This window comes from Vallitalea sediminicola, from assembly GCF_054408565.1.
In genome coordinates this window covers 38,177-62,722 of sequence record NZ_BTPT01000022.1, presented here as the reverse complement: position 1 = coordinate 62,722, position 24,546 = coordinate 38,177, and the positions used below count along the sequence as shown (strand labels likewise).

Below are 24,546 nucleotides of genomic sequence, written 5' to 3'. Positions count from 1 at the left end.
AGGTAAACTCTATGAAAAAAGAAATAATAATAAAAATTAAGATTATAGCTATGTTAGGAATTTGCATTAATTTATTGAGTATTAGTACTAATCATGTTTATGCTACACCTCAAGATATTGATGATACTAAATATTTTGAAATGACCGAAGAAGAAATAGAAGAAACAACGACACAAAAAAATAATATAAAAGAATATAAAAAATTTATTGAAGATAATAAAGAAGGTATTGGACAATTAATGGGGGAACCCCAAATAATTAAGGATGATATTGTTATATCAGAAAAAGAGGTAACAGATTATTCGATTAATTTTGGAGTAGATAGACTTAAGAGCATGTATCCATATTATAGAAAAACAGATGGTGGACTGTATGTGGGTATATTAAAGCTTAACAGGGCAAAAACTGAAACAGAAACTGGAAGTCAAACTTTATATAATCAACATATAATGAATCAATATAAAAAAAATATAGTAACCAGTAGATATGATAATAAAGGTAAGCTAATAAGTAAATCATACTCATGGGATAATACTAATAATCATTTAAGTTATATGGGAAAAGATGAAAATGGTAATGATATATTATTTGTAAAACAAAGCGCTGAGAAATTAGATTCTAGACGTATAGATAATAAAGATGGTAGTTATAAAATAATAGATACTTGGCAAGGTAAATATTTTGCAGTTAAAGAAAATAGCAAAGTAGTAAATGGAACCTATAAAATCAATATTGGATATTATAGCGGAAAGATAAAGAGTGAGGAACATATTTATACTTTTATAGCTAGATACAAGGTGCTTTATGCATTAGATGAAATGAAAAAAGCTCTACTTGGAAACGCAGCAAACGGTGAACATGCAAATGATCCGGTTAATGTAGTAACAGGTAATTTATTTTCTACTGATACTGACTTAGAGTTATTAGATCTTGGTATGAATATTGATGCAACAAGATACTACAATGCGCAAGATGAGAGACAGGGAATTCTTGGACAATCATGGAGATTTAATTATGAAAGCTATATTCAAGAAATGGAAGAAAATAATAATTTAAAGGTTATATATCCAAATGGAAGAACCGGGGTATATATATATAATGAAGAAAAAAATGAATATGAAGCTTTACCAGGTTTCTATGACCAATTAATTAAAGAAGATGATGGAACCTACATATTAACATTAAAAAATAAAACTAAATATTTCTATAACATTAATAAAAAGCTTTCTAAGATAAAAAATATACAAGGTAATGAAGTTAACTTAATATATAACTCACAAAACCAATTGATTCAAGTAAAAGGAGCTCTTGGTAAATATATTAATATAACTTATGACCAAGGTAAGATTATAAAAATAACAGATTCTCTAGGAAGAAGTATTACATATACTTATAATAATAATTTAATAGAAAAAGTAATTGATGATGCTGGTGCATATACGAAGTATACATATGAAGGTAATAAAATAAAATCAATTACAGATAAGAATGGAAAAGTATATATAACAAATGATTATGATGAATTTGGACGAGTAATAAGACAAACTGATGGTAATGGTGGAGAGATTAATTACGATTATAATATTATAACAAAAGAAAATTATTATCATAATGTAAAAACAGGTGAAAAAATAAGGTATCAATATAATAAAAGATGTTATATTACAAAAAAAATATATGAAGACGGTACCTATGAAGAATATACTTATGATGAAAAAGGTAACAAGAAAACATCAAGGAATAGGAATGGGTATGTTACAACCTTTATTTATGATGATAGGAATAATATTGTTAAAATAATATCTCCAGAACCTCATAATTATGAAACTAAATTAGATTATAATGAAAATGACAATGTAACTAAAATTACTAGACCCAATGGTGTAGAGGAAAATTATACTTATGATACAAATAATAATTTAACTAAAATTGAAAAACCATTAGATGAAAGCACCAAAGCAGTTACAACATTTACATATGATGATAAAGGAAGAAGATTATCAAGTACTAATCCATTAGGCTATACAACATCATATCAATATAATGATCATAGTCCTCTACCTATAAAGGTCATTGACCCAGAAGGTAATATTACAAATTATACATATGATAATGGAAATAGAGTAAAAACAATAACCAAAGATAATAGTACATTAACATATGAATACGATTATCTAAATAACATAACTAAAGTAACTGATCAAAATGGTAATATTACTAGAATGAAATATGATAAGATGGGCAATTTGATTAAATCAATAAAGCCTAATCAGTATAATGTTTCTACAGATGATGGAATAGGAACAATCTATAAGTATAATGACATGGATAAAATCATAAAAACTATTGATCCATTAGGTAATATATACGCTAACCAATACGATAATGCAGGTAATTTAGCAAAAGTAATTAATCCAAATACTTATGATGAAGTTACAGATGAAGGCGAAGGAAAAAGTCTTATATACGACACTAACAAAAGATTGATAAAAACGATAAATCCATCTGGAGCACAAGCGAGAATTAAATACGATCCATTAGGTAATGTTTTAAAATCTATTACAGCTAATAACTATAATGAGACAACAGATGATGGAGAAGGTATAAGTTTTACTTACGATTCATTAAATAGAATAACAGCTATTAAAGATAAAGACGGAAATACAATAAGTAAAAATATTTATGATGAAGTAGGCAATATCCTTAAGACAGTTGATAGTGAGGGTTATGAAACATTATACAAATACAATGATGCAGGTTGGTTATTAGTAAAACAAGAACCACTAAAGAAAGAAAAGGGTGAAGTATTATATAGGCAAACCAGATATAAATATGATTTACTAGGTAGAGTGATAAAAGAATATAAATCTAAAGATTATGTTTTAAAAGATGGTAGAGCAGAAGAATATAATATTATTAATTATAGTTATAATAAAAATAACCAAATAATTAAAGTGACAGATTCATCAGGAGCCAATATACAGTACAAATACAATAATCAATCACAATTAGTAGAGCAAAAGACAAAAGTAAGTGATGATGTATTTAGTATTAAAAAATATGTATATGATAAGCTAGGAAGAATAGCAAAGGAAATCCAAGTTATAGATGGTGAAGATATTGGTAGTACTAATGAAAAAGAAGAAGCAATAACAGACTATACATATGATAAAAATGGTAACTTAACACAGATAAAAACTCCATTAGGATATAAAACAATTTTTACATATGATGCAAACAATAGAATCATAAAAAAAGATGAAGAAGTAGAAAAAGATTGGTTAAATGAAACACATGTAAAAGCTAATATCTATTCACACAAAGATAAAATATATGAGAACAACATATATACTTATAATGTAAACATTGATACTACTGAAAAAATATCAGATATTAACCTAAATATAAAATATGACCCAAGGGTATTTGATATAGAAGGAATCGAAAAAGAAAACGAAAGTATAGAGATTAACACAAATACCATAGGTCAAATATCTATATCCAGTAGTGAAGTATATAATATAGGTAAAGCTGATATCCTGAAAATAAAGCTACGAGCTAAGAGTCAAATAATAGGGTTAGGTTATGTGACATTCACAGAAGAAAGTACCTATAAAAATCAAAATGGAGAAGTAAAACCTTTTTCAGAATTAACAGGGCAACGATTAGATATAACGGGACCTGATTTCAATCAAAATCAAAAGGTTGAAATTAATGACTTAACATTAGCGGCACAACAAATAAGTCAAAATGGAGTCAATCCAAATTATAAGTACAAATATGATACTAATAATGATGGTAAAATTGATGCAGATGATTTAACCTATATAAGTGAATGGTTAGATCATAATAACAGTAATAATTACAAGAAATTAGGAATAAGCCAAATAAAAAATAAAATAATTAATACTACATATGCTAAAGGTTCTGATAAGGTTATCAGAGAAACATCCTATGAATATGATAAGGCAGGAAATCTAATAAAAGAAACTGATTCAGAAGGCTCTATTGAATATGCTTATGATGTACAAAACAATTTAATCAAACAAAAAGATAAAGAGGGCAACATTTATAGTTATAAGTATGATGAAGAAGGCAATGTTATTAGAGAAATCAAGCCAGAAAATTATAATGAAGAAACTAATGATGGAAAAGCAGCCGCTTATACTTATGACTATCTTGGAAGATTAATAGCTGTTAGAGATGAAGAAAATAGGGTTGTACAAAAAAATGTTTATGATGCTAAAGGAAAACTTATACAACAAATAGACCCAAAAGGATATCTATCAGGGGCTAACGATGATGCAAGATATAAAACAGAGTATTCTTATGACATCGGTGGTAGGCTAATAGCTATAACAACACCTGAACTAAAACAAAAAGACAAACAGAATACAACCTATACCTATGACGCTCAAGATAATATCTTAACCATGACAGATGCAGAGGGCAATGTAACTACTTATATAAGAGATCTATGGGGAAGAGCAGAAACAATCATTAATGCAAAAGGCAATTCATCAAGATATACTTATGACTATGCTGGTAATGTAACCTCTAGTATTGACCCAAAAGGTAATAAGACTAAATACGTATATAATAGTCAAAATAGGTTAAAAACAGTAATTGATCCCCAAGGTAAAGAAATAAAATACTTATATGACTTAGAAGCAAGAGTCATAAAAGAAACAGATAGACTAGGACAAGATATCCATTATCAATACAATAGGGATAACAATTTAACACAAAAAAGTATTGAAGGGAAAAATCAAGACCAATACTATCTATATAATCAAATCGGAAGGTTACAAGCTACAATATCCAATAATGGTATCGAGAGATATAATTATAATAAAAACGGTTTGATAACAGATAAGATAATGAATAATGAGACTGTATTAAGCTATAAGTATAATGCAAATAATCAAATAAAATCTTTAACAGATATACAAGGAAATATTATAAACTATACTTATGATAGTCAAGCTAGGATAAAAGAAGTAAAAGATAATACTAGTACATTGGCAACCTACAATTATACAGATAATCAACTTGATGCTGTTACCTATAATAATGGAATAAGTATTAATTATGACTATAATAAAGATAATCAAGTTACAAGAATAACTCACGAAATGGATAGTAACCAGATTCTAAATACTTATGATTATACTTATGATTTGAATGGCAATATTATAGAAAAACTAGAAAACCAAGAATCAACAAAATATGAATACGACCAATTATATCAACTAACTAAGGTTAATTATCCAGATAATATAGAAGAAAATTATACATATGATGTTTCAGGTAATAGACAAAAAAGAACATTAAAAGAATCTATATTAGATGGACAATCTTCACCTATAGTAAAAGAAATAACTACAAACTATCAGTATAATAACCTAAACCAGTTAACAAAATCTATGGAAAATGATATAATAACTACATATTTATATGATGAAAATGGTAACATGATTAAGGAAAACAACTCAAAATCAGGTGCAATTTATTATAATTATGATGGTTATAATAGATTAACTAACGTTACTAAACCAGATGGACAATATCAAACTAATTATTATACAGTAGGTAACTTAAGGAAAGCAATTGAAGAAAATGGTGTATATACAGGATTTACGTATAATGCTGGTCAAGTAGTTAGTGAGGATAATTCTTATGGCGAAATTAGACAAAATATCATAAGAGGATATCAACAAATAGCTTCGAAAGATGATACTGACCAGATTAATTACTATCTACATAATGTTCATGGAGATATAACAAGCATTGTTAATAGCGAAGGTAAAATGTTAAATGCATATAACTATGACGCATATGGTAAGATAACTTCAAAAGAGGCATTAGTACCTAACAGATATAATTATGCTGGTGAACAATATGATGATGTAACAGGTCAATATTATTTGAGAGCTAGATATTATAATCCTACAATAGGGAGATTTATTCAAGAAGATAGTTTTAGAGGCGACGGGCTTAACCTCTACACATACGTACAGAATAATCCTGTTAATTATATAGACCCAACAGGACACTGTAGAGAAAAAACCAATAAATACTGTGAAACCATTTTAAATATGTCAAATCAAGATGTATATTTCTTAACAAATATGTTTTATTCAAATGGTTTTGAAGATGAAAGTGATTTAGATAGTTATATAGAGATACTAGATACGTTAAAGAATTTTGATGATAACTTAGGAATATATGAAAAAGTAGATAAACTAAAGCAATTAGGATACTCTCATACTTATGCAACACTAATTGAATTATCTTATCGACTAAGTAAATCTAATGCATCTTTAGCTGAATTAGACATGCATTATAGAACAAAGCAACAAAAAACGATAAATCTGGTACTTGCGATGTATGGTGGTATCATTGCCGAAGGACTTATGAATGGTAAGGAAATGTCTCCATTTTATTCAGAAGATAGTGCTTTAGACCAACTGGAGAAAAATGGTTTTATACCACCAGGTATGAAGCCTAGTCTTAGTAATACTACAAATCAGGGGACAAGTAATGCTAGTAAAAGTGTTGGAATTACACAATCAAGAATTAATATAGCAAATGGCTCTACAAGATTTAGTCCATCAAATAAGGCTGGATTAGAACATGTTATAGATAGACATTTTAATCCTGGTAAGAATGCAGGTCAATTTACAATAAGTATTGATAAATTCAAGAGTATTCTAGGTAGAAAAGATATAATTCAGACGCCAGTATCAATTCTTGAAACATCAGGACAATATTCACGTATAGTTAATGTTGGAAGTGAAATAGGAACAATTAAGCCTAGTTTAGGAGGTGGCACAACATCATGGATGCAGATTATTACTGATAAAGCAGGTAATTTAATTACTGCATACCCAATTCCAAAACCTTAAGAAAAGGAGAGTTTACTATGTTAGATATAGATAATCAGGAAAAATTGTTATGGGGGAAATGCTTGAAAATACTTAATAATGTTAGTAATAATAACCTTGATAAACTTCTTGAAAATCTAATTGCATTTGTAATACAAAATGAGAATATATTAAGTAAAGTTGCGGATAAAGAATTTCTAACATTTGTTAAAAATGTCCACGCAAATATGTTTGTAGTAGGAAGTACTAAAGATGATTTTGAACGCCTAACAAATAATTATTGTCGATTACAATCAGCAACTACTACTGACGTTTGGAGAATAGTATCTAACCTTGTTTGGGATTTAATAACCATGACAACTGAGGAGATATGTCCTCAGTGCAAAAGTGATAATTTAAGACTCTTAACAGATATGGATAAAAATATAATTTATAAAAGTTGTGAAACTTGCTTTTGGATAGAAGTTAATGGAAAGGGGATTAAGAGACCAAATGTGCTATTGCCAGCAAATAAAAATATGATTAGTAAGTATGAATTAAACCTATTGAAGTAATATTTTTGAATATATGTGATGTTTTAAATCTTAATATTGAAAAAATGTACTAGGTAAAGAAAACTTTACCTAGTACATAGATAATAATTAGACATTATCCTAGATATATCCCAAACCTTAGACCAACCACCTAATTGTAATGACTCGGGACATACTGATTCTTGCCATAAAGTATCATCTCCTAAGCTTTCTTAATCTTAATAATTAACTGTTCCTTATCACAAGTAACTTGTACCTTATCACCAATGTTAAACCCTAGTTTTTCAAGCCATTTCCCTTGAAGTCTAATAAGTGGATATGTCGAAAAATCATTTTTAATTATTAATAATTAGTAATACTGGAAACAGTAAGAGTTCGAAAATTCATATGTAATAATCTTCTTTCAAAGTAGTTGAAAGGAAAACAAAAAGTTCTGATTTACACTTGTTAAATGATGTAGAATCATCTATAATTATATAAAGATTGCTTATAACAGCGTATGCTGTATGTGTAGGTAGTTGTGTACCTGCATATGCCTGAAAGTGTTTCAGCACTTTCGGGATATGGCGACCTTTTTATTTTCCAATAAATGATGAATAGCCAAAATAAAAACATCTAGGGTCAATAACTTGCAAAGTGTTTTTAAGGTCTTCCCCCCCCTCCAAAATCTTTTCAGGGTTTTTCTCACAAATCAATAAAAGCTAAGATTACTCCCTTTTAGCCAAAGTGTAACACCACCCCAACCACCGTTAATTATTATCCTTCTAGGCTAGTGCCAATCATACGTACACTCGGGTATTGCTCACGAAGCGACCTCGCAAGCAACTGACGAAGCCCCTCACAAAACCGAACTTGGGTCATTGGGCGAAAAAATCCTCGGGTTACTCTCAAGGGTGCTTACAAAGAGCCTTCGAAGCTTTTGCTTGACTAGCTGGGCTACTGCATGCCTATATGTAAGAGACTTTACCATGAGCAATACAGTTACTGACTATCTTTTACGTCCCAAAAACTCGCTCCATGAGCTAATGAATACACTGACTCGGTTAAGCTGTCGGATGTTGTCAACACATTGGTAGCTGAAGTAATTACGCCAACCTAGCCGTTATATTTCTTTGCCATGTCAGTTCTAAATTCATCTCTAGATGAGATAATAACTAATTCTATGGAATACTCTCTTACTGACTTATCAAAATAGTCTCCATGGATAGGAATAGGATCTCATAAGCCACCGTCTATTTCGCGAATCAATTCATCAATGTTTGTAATATCACTTCTATCAGTTCTCTTCAAAATATGCAATCTCATTCTATCTAATGTAAACTTTCTATATTTCTCTACTTCGTTATTCTGAATAAGATATTTGGATTGCCAATATCCATCAAATACACATCTCAAAACAAATGTAGAAAGTATTCCATTTAATCCTATCAATGTAAAGCCTAGTTCATATATAAGTTTCATACTATAAAGTAATTTAGACAAAACAACCTGTTCTTTATCAGAAAATGAATAGCAGTATTGACTTAGCCTATAGATTTATATTACTTGATATAGTATATTACAACAAAAATTACACATCCTAATCTAAACAGATACCATACAAGTATCCAAATGAGAACTAGGAGTGATTTAATTTGAATATAATAGATAATTTAATCGAATCATTTAATACCATATCTGAAGGATTAGAAAAAGTATTAAGTAACGAAAATTATATTTTTGTCAACGATAAAGACGGTAACATTATATGTACACTATACAACAGCGATAAGGAAAGAAATCTATTAGACGAATATCTAGAAGACAGTCATATATCAAAAGATGATGTTAGCATTACTGTAATGGATACATTAGAAAGCGAAGATCTGGAAGAATTATTTAAGAAACATCAAATATTTAATTAGAGTAGTAAATATTATAAAGGATTAACAACAATAAAATCATCAGCTTATGAACTAGGTTGATGATTTTATAATATATAAGAAAAAATAATATTTAATTTATATTCTTATCCAAGCTCATCTTATCCTAGCCAAACAATTATGATACAATGTTATTATATACTAGTAAACTAGTAATAAATGAGTTTTGATAATAGATAAAATAATAACTTCTATAATTTCTACTATTATTAAAGCTTATGGGAGGTATTAAGATGGCAACACAATCATTAATTAATAACGAAACCACAATACAAGTAAAAAGTGTATTGCAAAAATTCCAAAAAGGATATACCGATAAAAACATAGACAATATAGATGACTACATAAATGACTTATTTGTAAAAGATGATAATATTATAACTATAGGAACTTCTCGTAGTGAATGGTGTATTGGACTTGAAGAGTGTAAGGGATTAATTGAAAGTGATTGGAAATATTGGGGAGATCTAGTTATTAACTATCAAAATGCAAAAATCAACTCGAAAGGTGATACAGCTTGGTTTTTAACTGATTGTGCTTTAAGTTGGGATTCTGAAGATGATTTTGATGAATGGTGTGAAGACTTAGTAGCAGACTATTTTCAAGAAAATGGACGTTATATCAATTACAAGCAATTCTCAAAAATGGCAATGTTAAATATAAAGTTAGCACTACTTATTAAATCATCACAATGCAATAAAGGAAAAAACATTCCTTTTCCAATAAGGTTATCAGGTACCTTAATTAGAACAAATGATAGATGGTTAATTAATAAATTACATTTTTGGGTACCTATGTCAAGTTATCCTGAATGGAGAATAGATACTGATAATACAGACTCCATAAAATACTATAATCAAATAGTACAGAGAATGAGTAAATTAAACAATGAATATAATAATCAATCATGTGAATGTATTAGGGAGCTACTAAATGCCTTAAAAGAGAATTATCTGAATAAAAAATCAGATATATTAGATACTGTTAAAAATCTCTTTGTTACATATGCAGATATTTATATAGTTGATCCTAATGAAATTCCTGTTGCTATAGGTATGGATAATATAGAAAAAATGATTCAGATACAAAGAGAAAAATGGGATGACATGGAACTTAATATCAAAGAATCAATAATTAATAAAGAAGGGGATACAGCAAACATTATCACTACTGGTATCTTCAAAAAATGTTCAACTTCAGAACAATTGCTTCAAAGAGAGTGGAATAATATTAAAGAAACACTCCAAAAAGAAGGCAAAGGTGAAGACAAACTTTTCCAAGTACAGAAACAAATAGCATATGCTCTAAAAGAACTATCTTTTGGAAAAGAAGCAATGTGGGAATTTAGATTTGACGCTGTAGCTGTAAAAGTAGATGATATCTGGAGATTCCATAATGTTCAATTCACTTATCCTTCATTATATGTATTAGAAGGTAATTATGATATGATACCTTTACTCAATGATAATGTAGACAAGCAATCATAATAATATATAATAAAAATTTAATAGAGTAGGTTGTTTATAGTTTTAGTATTAAAATTATGAACAACCTATAATAGAAATCTGATGCCACATTTTCTATTTTGTTGTTAAATATTTTTATGGAAATTATAAAATAAAGATGTATAATATAAAGGAATAAACACAATCCTAAATCTCGATTAGTTTGTAAATTACATAGTAATACGATATAATAGAAAAGTAGATTTAACAAGTATCTGTGAGGAGGCAAATTATGGATAAAAGGAACTTCTCAAGCATCGGAAATGAAATCAAAGATAGTGTTAAAAAAGCAGTCAACACTAGAGATTTTAGTCAATTAAATAAAGATATTGGAAATACAGTAAACAATACTTTAGATGAAATTAAAAGTTCTATAGGGTACAATAATAATAGCAAGAATGGAAACAAATGGGATAATAAGGACATCTATAATGAAAGAAATAAGGACAGGCATTATAGATATAACCACCATTCAAATAATCCACCATGTGAAGAAAGCCAAGTTTATAAGAATAAAAATATTCCTAAGGATATGAAATTTGTTAAGCCGGTTGGAAGAATATCTGGGATATTATTTACTGTATTTGGCAGTATTGGAATTGCATTGTTTGGAATTGCTATGATTGTAATGGGTATACTTGGAAATGTTTTGGATAATAATCTTTTTTATACGATTCTTAAGGGATTAACACCGTTATTTATTGTTAGCGTATTTTTAACAGGAAAAGGTGGATCAATAAGAAAGAGATTAAAACGATTTAATAAGTATATTATCTATACAAAAAATAAAAATTATTGTATGATTAAGGAATTATCTAATTATACTGGGCTAGGGAAAAGGTTTATTATAAAAGATTTGCGTAGAATGATTTCTTTAGGTATGTTTCCAGAAGGACATATAGATGACCAAAAAACTTGTTTTATGCTTAATAATGATAGTTATGATCAGTACCTTAAGCTTCAGGAAAATATGAAAGCCGAGAAGTCAGAGAAAGAAAAACAGACAAGAGAGAAAACGAAAGAAGCAAATAACGACGAAATCAAGAATTCTGAACTTATAAAGTCAATAGAAGAAGGTAAATCATATATTAGACAGATTAGGGAAGCAAATGATGTGATTTCAGGGATAGAAATAACTAAAAAATTGTATCAGCTGGAAAATGTAACTAGCAAAATTTTTAATTATGTTGAAATCCATCCAGAACAGCTTTCGGATATTCAAAAATTTATGGATTATTATCTTCCTACTACTGCGAAATTATTGAATGCTTATAGGGAATTGGATATGCAGTCTTCTCAAGGTGAAAATATTTGTTCGGCAAAAATGGAAATTGAAAATACGCTAGATACCATTAATTTAGCTTTTGAGAATTTATTAGATAGTTTATTTCAAGATGTAGCAATGGATGTAGCAACGGATATATCTGTATTACAAACTATGTTAAAACAAGAAGGGTTAACTGAAAAAGATTTTAATTAATTAGGAGGATGAAAAATGAGTAATGAAGAACCAACTTTAACTTTTGATGCTTTATTTGATGAAACTGTAGAGAAGGAAAATAATACACAAGATATAATGGTGCAGGAATCTAAGCCGGTAAATAAAGAAAATCCCGCACTTGATGAAACTATGTTGACTAAAGAAGAAAGAAAAATGGTTGAAGAATTCTCTGAAAAGATTGAATTAGGCAAAACGAATCTCATTCTCCAATACGGTGCAGGAGCTCAGAAAAAGATTGCAGATTTCTCCGAAACAGCGCTTAATAATGTTAAAACAAAGGATTTGGGAGAAGTAGGAGAGATGCTTTCAGGTGTTGTTTTGGAATTAAAAAGCTTTGACACAGAAGAACAAAAAGGTCTATTTGGAATTTTTAAAAAGTCTTCCAATAAAATAAATGCAATGAAAGTAAAATACAATAAAGCAGAAGTAAATGTTAATAAAATCTGTCGTACACTGGAAAGTCATCAGATTCAGTTATTAAAAGATGTAGCTATGTTGGATAAAATGTACGAGATGAATAAAACATATTTCAAAGAACTCTCTATGTATATACTAGCTGGGAGGAAGAAACTTGCTAAGGTTCAGTCAGAAGAGCTTTCTGCTTTAGTTGAAAAATCGTCTAAAAGCGGACTTCCAGAGGATGCACAGGCGGTAAATGACATGATGTCAATGTGTAATCGTTTTGAAAAGAAAATACATGATCTAGAATTAACCAGAATGATTTCCATTCAGATGGCTCCTCAGATTCGTTTGGTGCAAGGTAATGATACTCTTATGGCTGAGAAGATCCAATCTACTATAGTAAATACAATTCCACTTTGGAAAAGTCAGATGGTGCTTGCTCTTGGTGTTGCACATTCCGGTCAGGCAGCAGAAGCTCAAAGGAAAGTTACTGACATGACTAATGAATTATTAAAGAAAAATGCCGAAACACTGAAGATGGCAACCATTGAGACTGCAAAGGAATCTGAACGAGGAATTGTAGATATTGAAACTCTACGCACTACCAATCAATCTTTGATTTCAACTCTTGATGAGGTAATGCATATTCAAAATGAAGGTCGTCAAAAGAGAAAAGAAGCAGAAATAGAACTTAATCGTATTGAAAATGAATTAAAGCAGAAACTGCTTTCTATTAAAGGTTAGTAAAGTCCCAGAGGTTGTGTTTTCGTTACTGAAAAACATAGTCTCTTTTTTACTATTTCAAATATTATATCTCATTTTATTGTATAATATAAAATTAAGAAGCTGTTTATAATTCTGTAATTACAGATTATGAACAGCTTTTTATATTAGGAAATGCCTTATTCAAAGAAGATTAGTGAACATAAAAAAATACCTTGACACTGTACCAACTGTACTATATAATATAATACAGTTAATACACTAAGGAGGTGTGCAATTGATTCACATTGACTTAAGAAGCAGAGAACCAATATACGAACAATTAGTAACCAATATAAAAGAATTGATATTTTCAGGTATATTGCAACCAGATGAAAAGCTTCCATCTGTCAGGGAGCTTGCAAGCCAGTTAACGATTAATCCTAATACAATTCAAAAAGCTTATAAAGAATTAGAAAATTTAGGTTATATTTACTCAGCAAGAGGAAGGGGTAACTTTGTCATGCCAGTAGATGATAAATCAGGGGAAAAAAACAGTGTGGAACTATTGAATAAAATAACTGAATTAGTGAAAGAAGCCAATTATGTGGGTATACCCAAGAAATTTATTATACAAATAATTGACGATATCTATAGAAAAACCATAGATAAGGGAGGGATAGAATGATCAAAGTCGAACACTTAAGTAAAAATTTTGATGGTACCAAAGCATTAGATGATATATCTTTGCATATAAAAAAAGGTTCAATATATGGGTTGGTAGGACCTAATGGTGCGGGTAAAACAACACTTATAAAACACTTAACTGGAGTATATCAACAAGAAAAAGGACAAATCAGAATTAGAGAAACCTTTGTTTATGAGAATAATGAAATAAAAGAAAAAATAGCTTATGTGCCCGATGAATTATATTTCTTTCCTCAATATACTATCAAAAAAATGGCTAAATTCTATAGAGAAGTTTTTAGTACATGGAATGAAGAAAGGTACGAAAAACTTAAAGAGGTTTTCAGGATAGATGAAAACAAGAAAATAAATAAGCTATCTAAAGGAATGAAAAAACAAGTTGCCTTCTGGTTATGTATATCATATATGCCCGAAGTCATGATACTGGATGAACCAGTAGATGGATTAGATCCTGTAATGAGAAAAAAAGTATGGAATTTAGTAGTACAAGATGTAGCAGAAAGACAAATGACTGTTCTAGTATCTTCTCATAACTTAAGGGAATTAGAGGACATATGTGACACAGTGGGTATAATGTATCAAGGGAAATTGCTTATAGAAAAGGAATTGGATGATCTAAAATCGGATGTGTATAAAATACAAGTAGCATTCAAGGGTGAATTTGATAAGAGTATATTGGATGGTGCTAAAATATTGCATAAAGAAAATAGAGGGAGTATTTTCTTATTTATATTAAAAGGTAACAGAGAAAAAACTATCAATATAATAGAACAAAGTAATCCAGCAATATTAGACATTCTACCTCTTACATTAGAAGAAATATTCATATATGAAATGGGAGGTGTCGGTTATGAAATCAAAGACATCATTCTTTAGTAAAACATGGTTCTATAATGATATGAGATCTTATGGGTGGGTTGGTATTGTTTATACAATAGTTCTCTTTTGTATGATGACATTACCTTCTATGATGGGTTACTCAGCTGGAAATTATAGTACAAATTATATAATGAACATTTTAGAGTTCAATCATTTTTTCATTAATGTTGTACTTCTTACTATACCAGTTTTAGTAGCTATACTATTATTTCGTTACTTACAAGTAGTGCGATCATATACAATAATACATAGCTATCCATATACTAGAGTACAAATATTTAATAGTCATATTCTAGTAGGATTAATACTCTTATTGGTTCCATTACTATTTAATACATTATTAATGATTATAATAAATACAATTGTCGGGTGTCCTATTAGCAATATGTTTTATATTAGCTGGCTTTTAAAAACTGCTGTGTTATCATCAGCTATTTTCATTATTAGTTCATTCATAGGTGTTATAGTTGGGGGATCTATATGGCAACTGGTATTTTCTTACATATTTTTATTACTTCCTGTAGGGTTAATAATTATGGTTTTATATTTCCTGAATATTGTTGTTTATGGATTTTCCAATAGTTATTATTCACAAGCTAATTTCTTGTGTCCACTGATAATCAACAATATGAGCAATATGAGTGTTGCAGTGCATATAAGTAGTATAGCTTATGTAATGTATATCATAATATTCTACCTATTTGCTCTATATTTATACAAGAGAAGAAATCTTGAGAATGTGTCAAGTATCATATGTTTTGATATATTCAAAGTAATATTCAAATATGGTGTGACTTTTTGTTTTATGCTTGGAGCAGGTGTTGTTTTTTGTTATTGGTTCAGACCTGATGAATCCTTAATGAGATTCCTTATAGGTGGATTAGTAGGAGCCGTCATAGGATATTATCTATCTGAAATGTTATTACAAAAACAGATTAATGTATTTCGCAAATGTAAAGGACTCATTATATACAGTTTAGTTATCATAGTAGCAGTAATTGGTTTCAAATTTGATTTGTTAGGTTATGAAAAACAAGTTCCAGAAGCAGAAAACGTTCAAAGTGTAAAATTTAATTGTGTGTATAGCCATAGATTTTTCTGGAATTCCTATTACTCTGAGTATGATAGTCAAGAAATGATAAACTCAATTATAGATCTTCATACTAAAATAATTGAAGAACGACCAACAGATGGTGAACAGGTAAATATTTCATATAGATTAAAAAATGGGAAGAGTATAAAAAGAACATATTCAATAGATAAAGAAGAGAAGTATGACCAATATTATAAGTCATTATTTGAATCAATAGAATTTAAGGAAAATCATTATGCTCTATTAACAAATGATGAAGAAAATATATATAATGCCAATATTTATCCAGATAGTCTTAAGGAGAATATTGTAATAAAAGATCCACAAGAATTAAAAGAATTTATATCAATAGCTAAGCAAGAAATAATAGATGAATCATATGAAAATATGAAAGAAAGTATTAATCTAGCAAGAATCAGTTTTTATGGAACTAGTAAAGAGGGACATAATATTACATTAGATGTACAACTAAAAAGTGATTATACTAAATTAATATCTTGGTTAAAAGAAAAAGGATATTACGATGATATTGTGATTTTACCAGAAGATGTCAGTGAAATGGCGATAACAACTTCATATAGCTTTGAAGATGAAGAAAATATATTTAATCGTACTGGGGAGTATAATTATATATATATTACAGACAAAGGTAAAATACAACAAATTTTAAATAGTATGGTTACCATCAATGAAAGATATGATGATAAAAAAGATAGGATTGTATATATAAAGTATAAATCAATTGATGATATAGAGACGATTCGTATAAGTGCTGAACGTGCTCCAGAATTTATTCGCAAACATTAGAGCCAGAGATAATTTTTCACACTTGGTCCATGAGGGATAAGAGTAGGGGGAGTGGTGATGATCCAATTAATTGAACAAGAAGCAAAAAAACATGGAGATAGATCAAAAATATTTCCTACTAGGAATCTAAAGAGACTCGAGCAAGATTCTAAAAATACTATGGATAGCGGATTATTGGACAAGTTCCAAAAAAATATAGTTAATGGTTTTCAGGATATTAATTTACCTAATCTTGACTTTACCATTCGTTCAATTATTATAGTTGCATCACCAAGTCCCTCATCAGTAACAGTCAACTTCAATTGGCAAGGTGAGAAAGTACCATTAAAGATTCCTTCCACGTATATGGATATGACTACTGCACCACTTAGAATAGAAAATTATTTGAATGATTTTCTAAATCCTATGGATTATCAAATAAAATATGCTCCAAGATTACCTAGAAATCTATTAGCTGTAAGAAGTGGATTAGGTAAATATGGTAGAAATAATCTATGTTATGTGGAAGGGTTGGGTAGTTTCATTAATCTTGTACCTTTTTATTCTAATGTTCCTTGTGAAGATGATGTTTGGCATGAAATGTTTCAAATGGATATCTGTAAAAGCTGTAGAGCTTGTTTGGAAAATTGTCCAACTGGGGCAATTGTCGAGGATAGATTCTTGATAAAAACTGAAAGATGTCTTACATATTACAATGAAGTTGATTCAAAATGGGATTTTCCAGAATGGGTAGACAAATCTTCACATGATAGTATATATGGATGTTCTAGATGTCAGGATATATGTCCTGTAAACAAAAAATATATGGACGATAATAAAATTCAGCCTATAGAATTTACTGAAAAAGAAACCAGATCACTACTTGAAAGAAAACCGATTGACCAATTATCTAGAAGAATGAGACAAAAAATAATGGCACTAAATATGGCTGATTATCTTGCTGCTCTACCAAGAAATCTTAATATCCTATTAAACTAAAAGGTTAATATCCTACGATATTTACCTTTTTTATCTTATATGAGAGAGTATTACTTTTTGGACGATTGGAACCTTTTGTTTATTATTTCTTATTAACAAACAAATAACAAAAAATTATAAAAAAGATTGACATAAAACAACAAAGACTATAAACTTATTAAAGTAAGACTATTTACAAAAAATAATAACAATATTCAACAATCTGCATATATAAGATGAAAATACATTGTTGAGTCATGAGGTATGGAAGATGAAGAGAAAAATAAACATGGTGGATATAATATTAATCATTATACTTATAGTTGTCATAGCAGGGAGTTATTTTTATTTTACAAAAGATGACAAAGAAGAAAATTTTAAAATAGGTAAAGAAAAAGTAACATTCATTGTAGAAGGTGACAATGTGCTGCCAGAATTAAGTAATAAAATTGCTATAGAAGATAAATTGATGGCTAATGGTATATATCAAGATGCTGTAGTCACTAAAGTAGAAGTTGTAGACCATGAAGAAGTTATAGCGGTTGATGGAGTGATAAAAGCTATAAAATATCCTACACTTAAGAGAGTTATCATAACTATTGAAGCAAATGTTAATAGATATGGACCATATATGGATATCGGTGGACAAGAATTAAAATCAAGTACTAATTTCTGGTTTAAAACAGATAAAATGACATTACTAGGAAAAGTTGTCAACATTTTATAAAATAATATATGATGATATATGTAAGCGCAACTTTTAAGTACTAATTATAATATATTCATTTAACAAGGAGTATCCGATAAGATGAAATTAATAGATAAACAAGGTAAATTATTTGGAAAACTACATTTGGTTGATACTATATTCATTATACTACTAATACTACTTATAATTAGTATAATAAATAGAGCATCATCAGGAAACGTTAAAGTATTTAATGGTAACAATCATAAAGCAAAAGTGGAATTAACAGTTGAAACATATGCTTACAGAGAAGAATACTTTGAATCATTAGAAGTTGGTGACAAGATAGCGGAAGACAAAAAATATCTAGATGGGGAAATTACAGAAATTAATATTGTTGATGATGAAATTGCATTAGCAGATAATAATGGTGATGTAGTTATTGGATCACATCCTTATAAGAAAAAAGCAAGAATAGTTTTAGAAGTGCAAGTAGATGTAAATGGAAATATAATCAAAATGGGTAAACAAGAATTAGTAGTAGGAAGTAATCTATTCTTAACAACAGAAAAAGCTGATTTGTCAACTAAAATAATAGATATAGAAGTTATTGAATAGGAGCTATTATATGGAAATTATAAGAAGAAAAATATACGATAGCTTTATATATAATCTCATATTAAAGATTATATATACTTGTTCTTTTAGTTATATAATGAAGCCAGCTACACATAAATATAATAATTACATAAAAACATATCACAAAAATATTTTTGGTAAAATATTATCGCCTATAAACAAATCCCTTGATAAGAAATATGATAATATAAGGATGATATGTAAAAAGAGTAAAACCATAAAAGTTCTAGCAAAAATATATATTAATATTACTACTCAGAGTATACTAGGAAGATTAATAAAAGAATTTAATTTTGCCTATATTATTGCTATGTACATTTTTATTGATACATTAATAAGAAGTAAAATTCCAGTAGTTGCCAGTATCTGGGATGAAGCAATATTCATAATAACTATAGTATGGCTAATATGTAGAAGGATATTTTATAATAAAAAATATAAATCATCATCCATAGACTATGGTCTTATATTCTTTGCACTAATATATCTAATTCTAGCATTTATAAATTCCCCGGATATAAATATAGCAATAGAAGGATATAGAGCAGTCGTTCAGCATATGTTATGGTTCTTTCTTATGGTACAGCTATTAGATTCTAAAAAAGTCATTTATAGAACAGTATGGATTTTTATAATAGGTATCGGGCTCATAGGAGTGCATGGTATTTATCAATATATTACTAAAGCCCCTATGCTAGGAAATTGGGTAGATAGTGCGGAAACTATTACTACTAGGGTATATTCTATTACTAAAAGTCCTAATGCACTTGGAAGTCTATTGGTTCTTTTTATACCAATAGCTTTTTCAATGATTTTCGCTAATGAAGATATAATAAAAAAAATTATCGCTGCATTTTTTACCATAGCAATGAGTATGAGTATCCTATTTACTTATTCAAGAGGCGCATGGTTTGGAGTTTTTATAGCTATATTGATTTTTATAATATTTATGAATAAAAGATTAATATTTTTGGTAGTAACAGCGATTTTATTATTACTACTGAATATAGATGCTTTATGGAATAGGGTAAGCTATTTATTTACCCCTGAATATACTAATAAATCTATGAATGGTGGAAGGTTATATCGTTACTATACAAGTATAAAAATGTGGTCAGAATCTAAATTCTTAGGGTTGGGGATAGGTAGATATGGTGGTGCAGTTGCTACCAATCATAATCTAACACCTTTCTATATGGATAGTTATTATCTTAAAACACTGACTGAATCTGGAATAATAGGATTTGGATCCTTTGTTATCTTAATCCTATCTACAATATATAGATTGTATCGTTATATCATTGGTACAAAAATTAAAAAAGACAAGATTATTATGTATGGTATTTTTTCAGGACTATGTGGTGTTCTAATACAAAACTTTGTAGAAAATATATTTGAGTTACCATTTATGGTGGTATATTTCTGGGCGTTAGTTGCAGTTATCGTATCCTTATTTAAATGTAATGAACAAAATAACAAACAAATATAATTACTTAGAATAGAACATAAGAGGCTACTAAATCAATGTTCTTAAAAAAGTGGGTTAATCAACCCACTTAATTTGTTTCCAACTTTCTTCACCATCATTTTTCAACACTTTACCTTCAGTACTTCTTCCATCTTCAATATATTTTATTAAAAGACTCTTCAACTCATTTACTATATCCTCATGTTTATCATAGACGTTAAATCTTTCTCTGATGTCTTCATCAAGATTATATAACTGTATTGGAGGATAGTTATCATCTGTAGTACCTGGTTTAGGATCGCTCCATCCTCCAGAGTCAGGACACATTTCTAATTTCCATTTACCTTTTCTAATAGAAAATGAACCGTTGATAGAATGATGAACCATTGCTTCTCTAACTGGAAATTCATTTTGTTCTTTCCAAATAGGCAGATTGCTTACACTATCTTCCGCTACGTTATCATCTAAAGAATCACCAAAGATATCTGAAACAGTTGCAAAAAAATCAATTAAGCAGACAGGTTCATCACATTGTCTTTTAGGACGAATGGTTTCTGGCCATTTAACTATAAGAGGTATACGATGCCCACCTTCATAAATATCCGCTTTTGCTCCACGATAGATATAACTTGGATTATGTCCATATTGCGCTAACTCTTTATAATCAGCCGCAGGTGAACAACCATTATCACTAGTGAAGATAACAATTGTATTATCCTCAAGATTCAATTCTTTTAATTTTGCATTTATTTTTCCAACTATATCATCACACATAAGAACAAAATCACCATATTCATTAGTCCCGGATTTCCCTTGGAATTCTTTAGTAGGTAGTATAGGTGTATGAGGTGCATTAAGTGGAAAATAAATAAAGAAAGACTCGTCTTTATATTCTTCAAGCTTAGTAAGAACTCTGTCTGTAAAATTAGGCAATACATCTTCATGAACAAAATCAGCACCAGTAGGTCCTGTTCTATAGAATTTCTTATTATAAGCTTGATTCATTTTACATGTTTCTTGTATAGAGGTACAGCCTTCTTCCCTATCAGGTAGTGCTGTTACATTTTTATTTTCAATATAAACATAAGGTGCCATATCTAATGAACCTGCAATACCATAGAAATAATCAAAACCATGATTGATAGGCGTATCTTTTAAAGGTTTTGCATAATCAATACTCTCTTTATCATTACAATCATTATATGTCCATTCCAACCCTAGATGCCATTTACCGATACAAGCTGTTTTATAACCTTTAGATTGAAGATAAGAGGATATTGTTGTACGGTTAGATTCAAGAATAGGTTTATCATAACCGAATAGTACCCCTTCCTTCAATGTACTTCTCCAGCAATACCTCCCTGTCAGAATACTATATCTTGAGGGGGTACATACAGATGAAGCGGCGTGTGCATCTGTAAAATAAAGCCCTTCTTCACACATCTTATCAAAATTAGGTGTTTGAAAAGCAGCTCTTTCATTAAGGTAAGATACATCTCCATAACCCATGTCATCAGCTAATATATAAACAATATTAGGTTTTTTCACATTAATTCCTCCTTGTCATTAAAACTTTACAATTATACATAATAATTATATAATATCCTTATAAACCTGAACGGACAATAAACAAAAGCGAATAAAAACTTAAATATTATGCAAAGAGGTGAATGATTTGTTGGATTTCATACCTTATTTGATATCTGTTAACTACACTCAACATAGAAGAAAATTTCAACCAAATCATGCTTTTGAAAAAAGGATAACTAAATCCTATGAATTGGTATATTTCCTGGATGATAGTAATTGTAAAATGGTTCTGGATAATCAAGAATATAAGATAGTAGGGGATACAATAGTTTTCAGAAAGCCTAATCAACATAATCAATCTTTTATGCCTTACGAGAGTATATTACTATGTTTTTCACTGGAACCATTAAAAAGAGAAAATAATGATTACAATAGTGAAATGAATCAACAGGGTATCATAATGGATAGAATTATTAATAATCTTTTTGTAAATAATATTAAAACCATATATCATAAATCAAACCAAGCTAATTACAGAAAAATATTTGAGGATATATACAAGGAGTCATTGCTTAATAGGCAATATTCAAGTTATTACTTTTCTTCAAAACTTATGGAAATACTTTATGGACTATATCATGAAAATAACTCTAGCCTATATACTAATCATGAACAAGTAACGGATGAAGATTTATTGGTTATACTAAGTTACATACATAGTAACTTGAATAAGTATTTTACTATACAGAGAATGGGTAAAGACTTAGCTATAAGTGAAAGGTCTATATACAAACTTTTTAAAGAACATTTGAAAACAACTCCTGTGCAATATATTAATGAATGCAAACTAAATTACTCCAAAAAATTACTATTGAATTCTAATGTATCTGTGCATAAGATAGCGAGAATGAGTGGATATGATAATTCAACATATTATATAACATTATTCAAAAAAAGATATGGAATGACTCCTCTTCAGTATAGAAATCAAGCAGTAAAAACATAGGTGATATATATTCAATTTATATGATAATAAAATAATGAGATGGATTTTGTAAGTTAAACAAAATCCATCTCATATAAATCAAATGAAAAGTAAATATAATATAGGTACTCTTACAATATTTCTTCAATAAAAATATTACTTTCTTGTTCCAGATCTATTAAAACGTTATCAACCTCAACAATAGGTCTTGAAGGCGATTTTTTGTGGATAAATTTAATTTCACATTCTTCACCTGTAGATAACCTTGCAATACTTCCAATATAATTATGAGCAATATGTTCTAAGAAATTATACATGTAGTGAGTATCTAGAACACCATAACATTCTTCCTCGAATATTTTTATAACTTTAAAAGGAGAATAACGTTGATGGTAAGTACGTTCTGATGTCATAGCATCGTATATATCTACGATGGAAACTATTTTTGCATAGGGATGAATTTTATCCCAGCTTAAACCGAAGGGATAACCCGAACCATTCATCTTTTCATGGTGAAGTAAAATAGCTTGTTTGATACCTTCATCCAAATCCCTGTCTTTTACCATGTCGTAACCTATTTTTGGATGTTGTTTAATAATTTCAAACTCTTCTGAGGTTAATTTCCCAGGCTTATTTAGAATCTTTGGGTCTATTTTCATTTTACCTATATCATGGAGAAGCCCGGCTACAGTTAAAGCTTCTATCTCTGAATCGTCAAAATGAAGCCAATGTGCAAATATATTACATAACATAGATACATTAAGACAATGGGTATATGTAGAATCATCAGAAGTTTTGAGATGGCATAAATGGCTGAACAAATCGCTCTGTGTTCCAAGATCATTTACTAGATTTGAACTTATTGTAAACAAATCTGTAATCTTAACACCCTTACCATCGCTAATTTGATTAAGATTGTCTTTAACTTTGGTTTCTTGTTTTTCATAATCTTTACTGAATTTGATGAAATTCTGTTTGGTTCTAATCTGCTGTGGAGTAAGTTCACGTTGTATGGGAGATTTAGTATAAGTGGCATTTTCTATAAAATCTTTTATATGTACAGACCTAATGTCATATAAAGAGAGCTTTAGAACATGCCTATCTGTTAGTGTTGTATCTTTTGGAAATAACAGTAACCCATTTGAATATATAACGTCCTCAGCTAAAACCATTCCTTCAGTAGCATCTATTGCGTTAATTTGTTTTACGGTATAATTTGTCACAACCTCACCCCCGAATATATTAACTTAAATACATTATATCAAATATATATAAGTTTTCCAATAATTTTAATCATTAATAGGGCTATATTTCTATTATATAACAAATTATTGCATATA

18 protein-coding genes are annotated in these 24,546 nt (G+C 29.0%); 14 read left to right on the top strand and 4 right to left on the bottom strand.

Features of this window, described 5'->3' with window-relative positions; genetic code table 11:
• Positions 1 to 11: 11 nt before the first annotated feature.
• Positions 12 to 6,908, top strand: a complete 6,897-nt coding sequence (locus ACX6CF_RS09970; RefSeq protein ID WP_458785179.1) for an RHS repeat-associated core domain-containing protein — start codon at positions 12 to 14, stop codon at positions 6,906 to 6,908.
• Between the two features lie 17 nt (positions 6,909 to 6,925).
• Positions 6,926 to 7,441 carry a hypothetical protein gene (locus ACX6CF_RS09965; RefSeq protein WP_458785178.1) on the top strand — a complete coding sequence of 172 codons (516 nt, stop codon included), beginning with the start codon at positions 6,926 to 6,928 and terminating at the stop codon, positions 7,439 to 7,441.
• Positions 7,442 to 7,622: 181 nt separating this feature from the next.
• Here ACX6CF_RS09965 and ACX6CF_RS09960 read toward each other — a convergent pair whose 3' ends face one another.
• Together ACX6CF_RS09960 and ACX6CF_RS09955 are read right to left on the bottom strand one after the other, a co-directional pair.
• The gene (locus ACX6CF_RS09960; protein ID WP_458785184.1) at positions 7,623 to 7,760 is read right to left on the bottom strand and encodes a SymE family type I addiction module toxin; all 138 of its coding nucleotides are present in this window, start codon (positions 7,758 to 7,760) and stop codon (positions 7,623 to 7,625) included.
• A gap of 878 nt (positions 7,761 to 8,638) precedes the next feature.
• Complete coding sequence (locus ACX6CF_RS09955; protein ID WP_458785177.1) at positions 8,639 to 8,902, bottom strand: hypothetical protein; 264 nt, start codon at positions 8,900 to 8,902, stop codon at positions 8,639 to 8,641.
• A 152-nt stretch (positions 8,903 to 9,054) separates the two neighbouring features.
• Between ACX6CF_RS09955 and ACX6CF_RS09950 the strand changes: the two genes are divergently transcribed.
• The 11 genes from ACX6CF_RS09950 (at position 9,055) to ACX6CF_RS09900 (ending at position 20,712) form a co-directional block, all read left to right on the top strand.
• On the top strand, positions 9,055 to 9,324 hold the full coding sequence (locus ACX6CF_RS09950) for a hypothetical protein (protein ID WP_458785176.1): 270 nt from the start codon (positions 9,055 to 9,057) through the stop codon (positions 9,322 to 9,324).
• Positions 9,325 to 9,575: 251 nt separating this feature from the next.
• On the top strand, positions 9,576 to 10,829 hold the full coding sequence (locus ACX6CF_RS09945) for a nuclear transport factor 2 family protein (RefSeq protein WP_458785175.1): 1,254 nt from the start codon (positions 9,576 to 9,578) through the stop codon (positions 10,827 to 10,829).
• 250 nt (positions 10,830 to 11,079) lie between these two features.
• Positions 11,080 to 12,327, top strand: a complete 1,248-nt coding sequence (locus ACX6CF_RS09940; protein WP_458785174.1) for a 5-bromo-4-chloroindolyl phosphate hydrolysis family protein — start codon at positions 11,080 to 11,082, stop codon at positions 12,325 to 12,327.
• Between the two features lie 15 nt (positions 12,328 to 12,342).
• Positions 12,343 to 13,494 (top strand): toxic anion resistance protein, encoded by a 1,152-nt coding sequence (locus ACX6CF_RS09935; protein WP_458785173.1) that lies wholly within the window; start codon positions 12,343 to 12,345, stop codon positions 13,492 to 13,494.
• A gap of 256 nt (positions 13,495 to 13,750) precedes the next feature.
• Positions 13,751 to 14,140: a GntR family transcriptional regulator gene (locus ACX6CF_RS09930; protein WP_458785172.1), complete on the top strand. Its 390-nt coding sequence runs from the start codon at positions 13,751 to 13,753 to the stop codon at positions 14,138 to 14,140.
• A complete protein-coding gene (locus ACX6CF_RS09925) occupies positions 14,137 to 15,036 on the top strand; it encodes an ABC transporter ATP-binding protein (RefSeq protein ID WP_458785171.1) in 900 nt (299 codons plus the stop codon). Before ACX6CF_RS09930 ends, ACX6CF_RS09925 begins: the two co-directional genes overlap by 4 nt.
• Positions 15,011 to 16,939: a DUF6449 domain-containing protein gene (locus ACX6CF_RS09920; protein ID WP_458785170.1), complete on the top strand. Its 1,929-nt coding sequence runs from the start codon at positions 15,011 to 15,013 to the stop codon at positions 16,937 to 16,939. Before ACX6CF_RS09925 ends, ACX6CF_RS09920 begins: the two co-directional genes overlap by 26 nt.
• Before the next feature lie 57 nt (positions 16,940 to 16,996).
• Entirely contained in the window at positions 16,997 to 17,917 is a 921-nt protein-coding gene (locus tag ACX6CF_RS09915; RefSeq protein WP_458785169.1) for a 4Fe-4S double cluster binding domain-containing protein, read from the top strand.
• A 250-nt stretch (positions 17,918 to 18,167) separates the two neighbouring features.
• Positions 18,168 to 18,623 carry a DUF4330 family protein gene (locus tag ACX6CF_RS09910; protein WP_458785168.1) on the top strand — a complete coding sequence of 152 codons (456 nt, stop codon included), beginning with the start codon at positions 18,168 to 18,170 and terminating at the stop codon, positions 18,621 to 18,623.
• Positions 18,624 to 18,704: 81 nt separating this feature from the next.
• A complete protein-coding gene (locus ACX6CF_RS09905) occupies positions 18,705 to 19,202 on the top strand; it encodes a DUF4330 domain-containing protein (protein WP_458785167.1) in 498 nt (165 codons plus the stop codon).
• 10 nt (positions 19,203 to 19,212) lie between these two features.
• Entirely contained in the window at positions 19,213 to 20,712 is a 1,500-nt protein-coding gene (locus ACX6CF_RS09900) for an O-antigen ligase family protein (protein ID WP_458785166.1), read from the top strand.
• Between the two features lie 54 nt (positions 20,713 to 20,766).
• On the opposite strand, the gene ACX6CF_RS09895 is transcribed toward ACX6CF_RS09900, so the two are convergent.
• Positions 20,767 to 22,239 carry a sulfatase family protein gene (locus ACX6CF_RS09895; RefSeq protein WP_458785165.1) on the bottom strand — a complete coding sequence of 491 codons (1,473 nt, stop codon included), beginning with the start codon at positions 22,237 to 22,239 and terminating at the stop codon, positions 20,767 to 20,769.
• A gap of 127 nt (positions 22,240 to 22,366) precedes the next feature.
• On the opposite strand from ACX6CF_RS09895, the gene ACX6CF_RS09890 reads away from it, so the two are divergent.
• Entirely contained in the window at positions 22,367 to 23,227 is an 861-nt protein-coding gene (locus tag ACX6CF_RS09890; RefSeq protein ID WP_458785164.1) for a helix-turn-helix transcriptional regulator, read from the top strand.
• 110 nt (positions 23,228 to 23,337) lie between these two features.
• On the opposite strand, the gene ACX6CF_RS09885 is transcribed toward ACX6CF_RS09890, so the two are convergent.
• Entirely contained in the window at positions 23,338 to 24,429 is a 1,092-nt protein-coding gene (locus ACX6CF_RS09885; RefSeq protein WP_458785163.1) for an HD-GYP domain-containing protein, read from the bottom strand.
• Between the last annotated feature and the right edge of the window lie 117 nt (positions 24,430 to 24,546).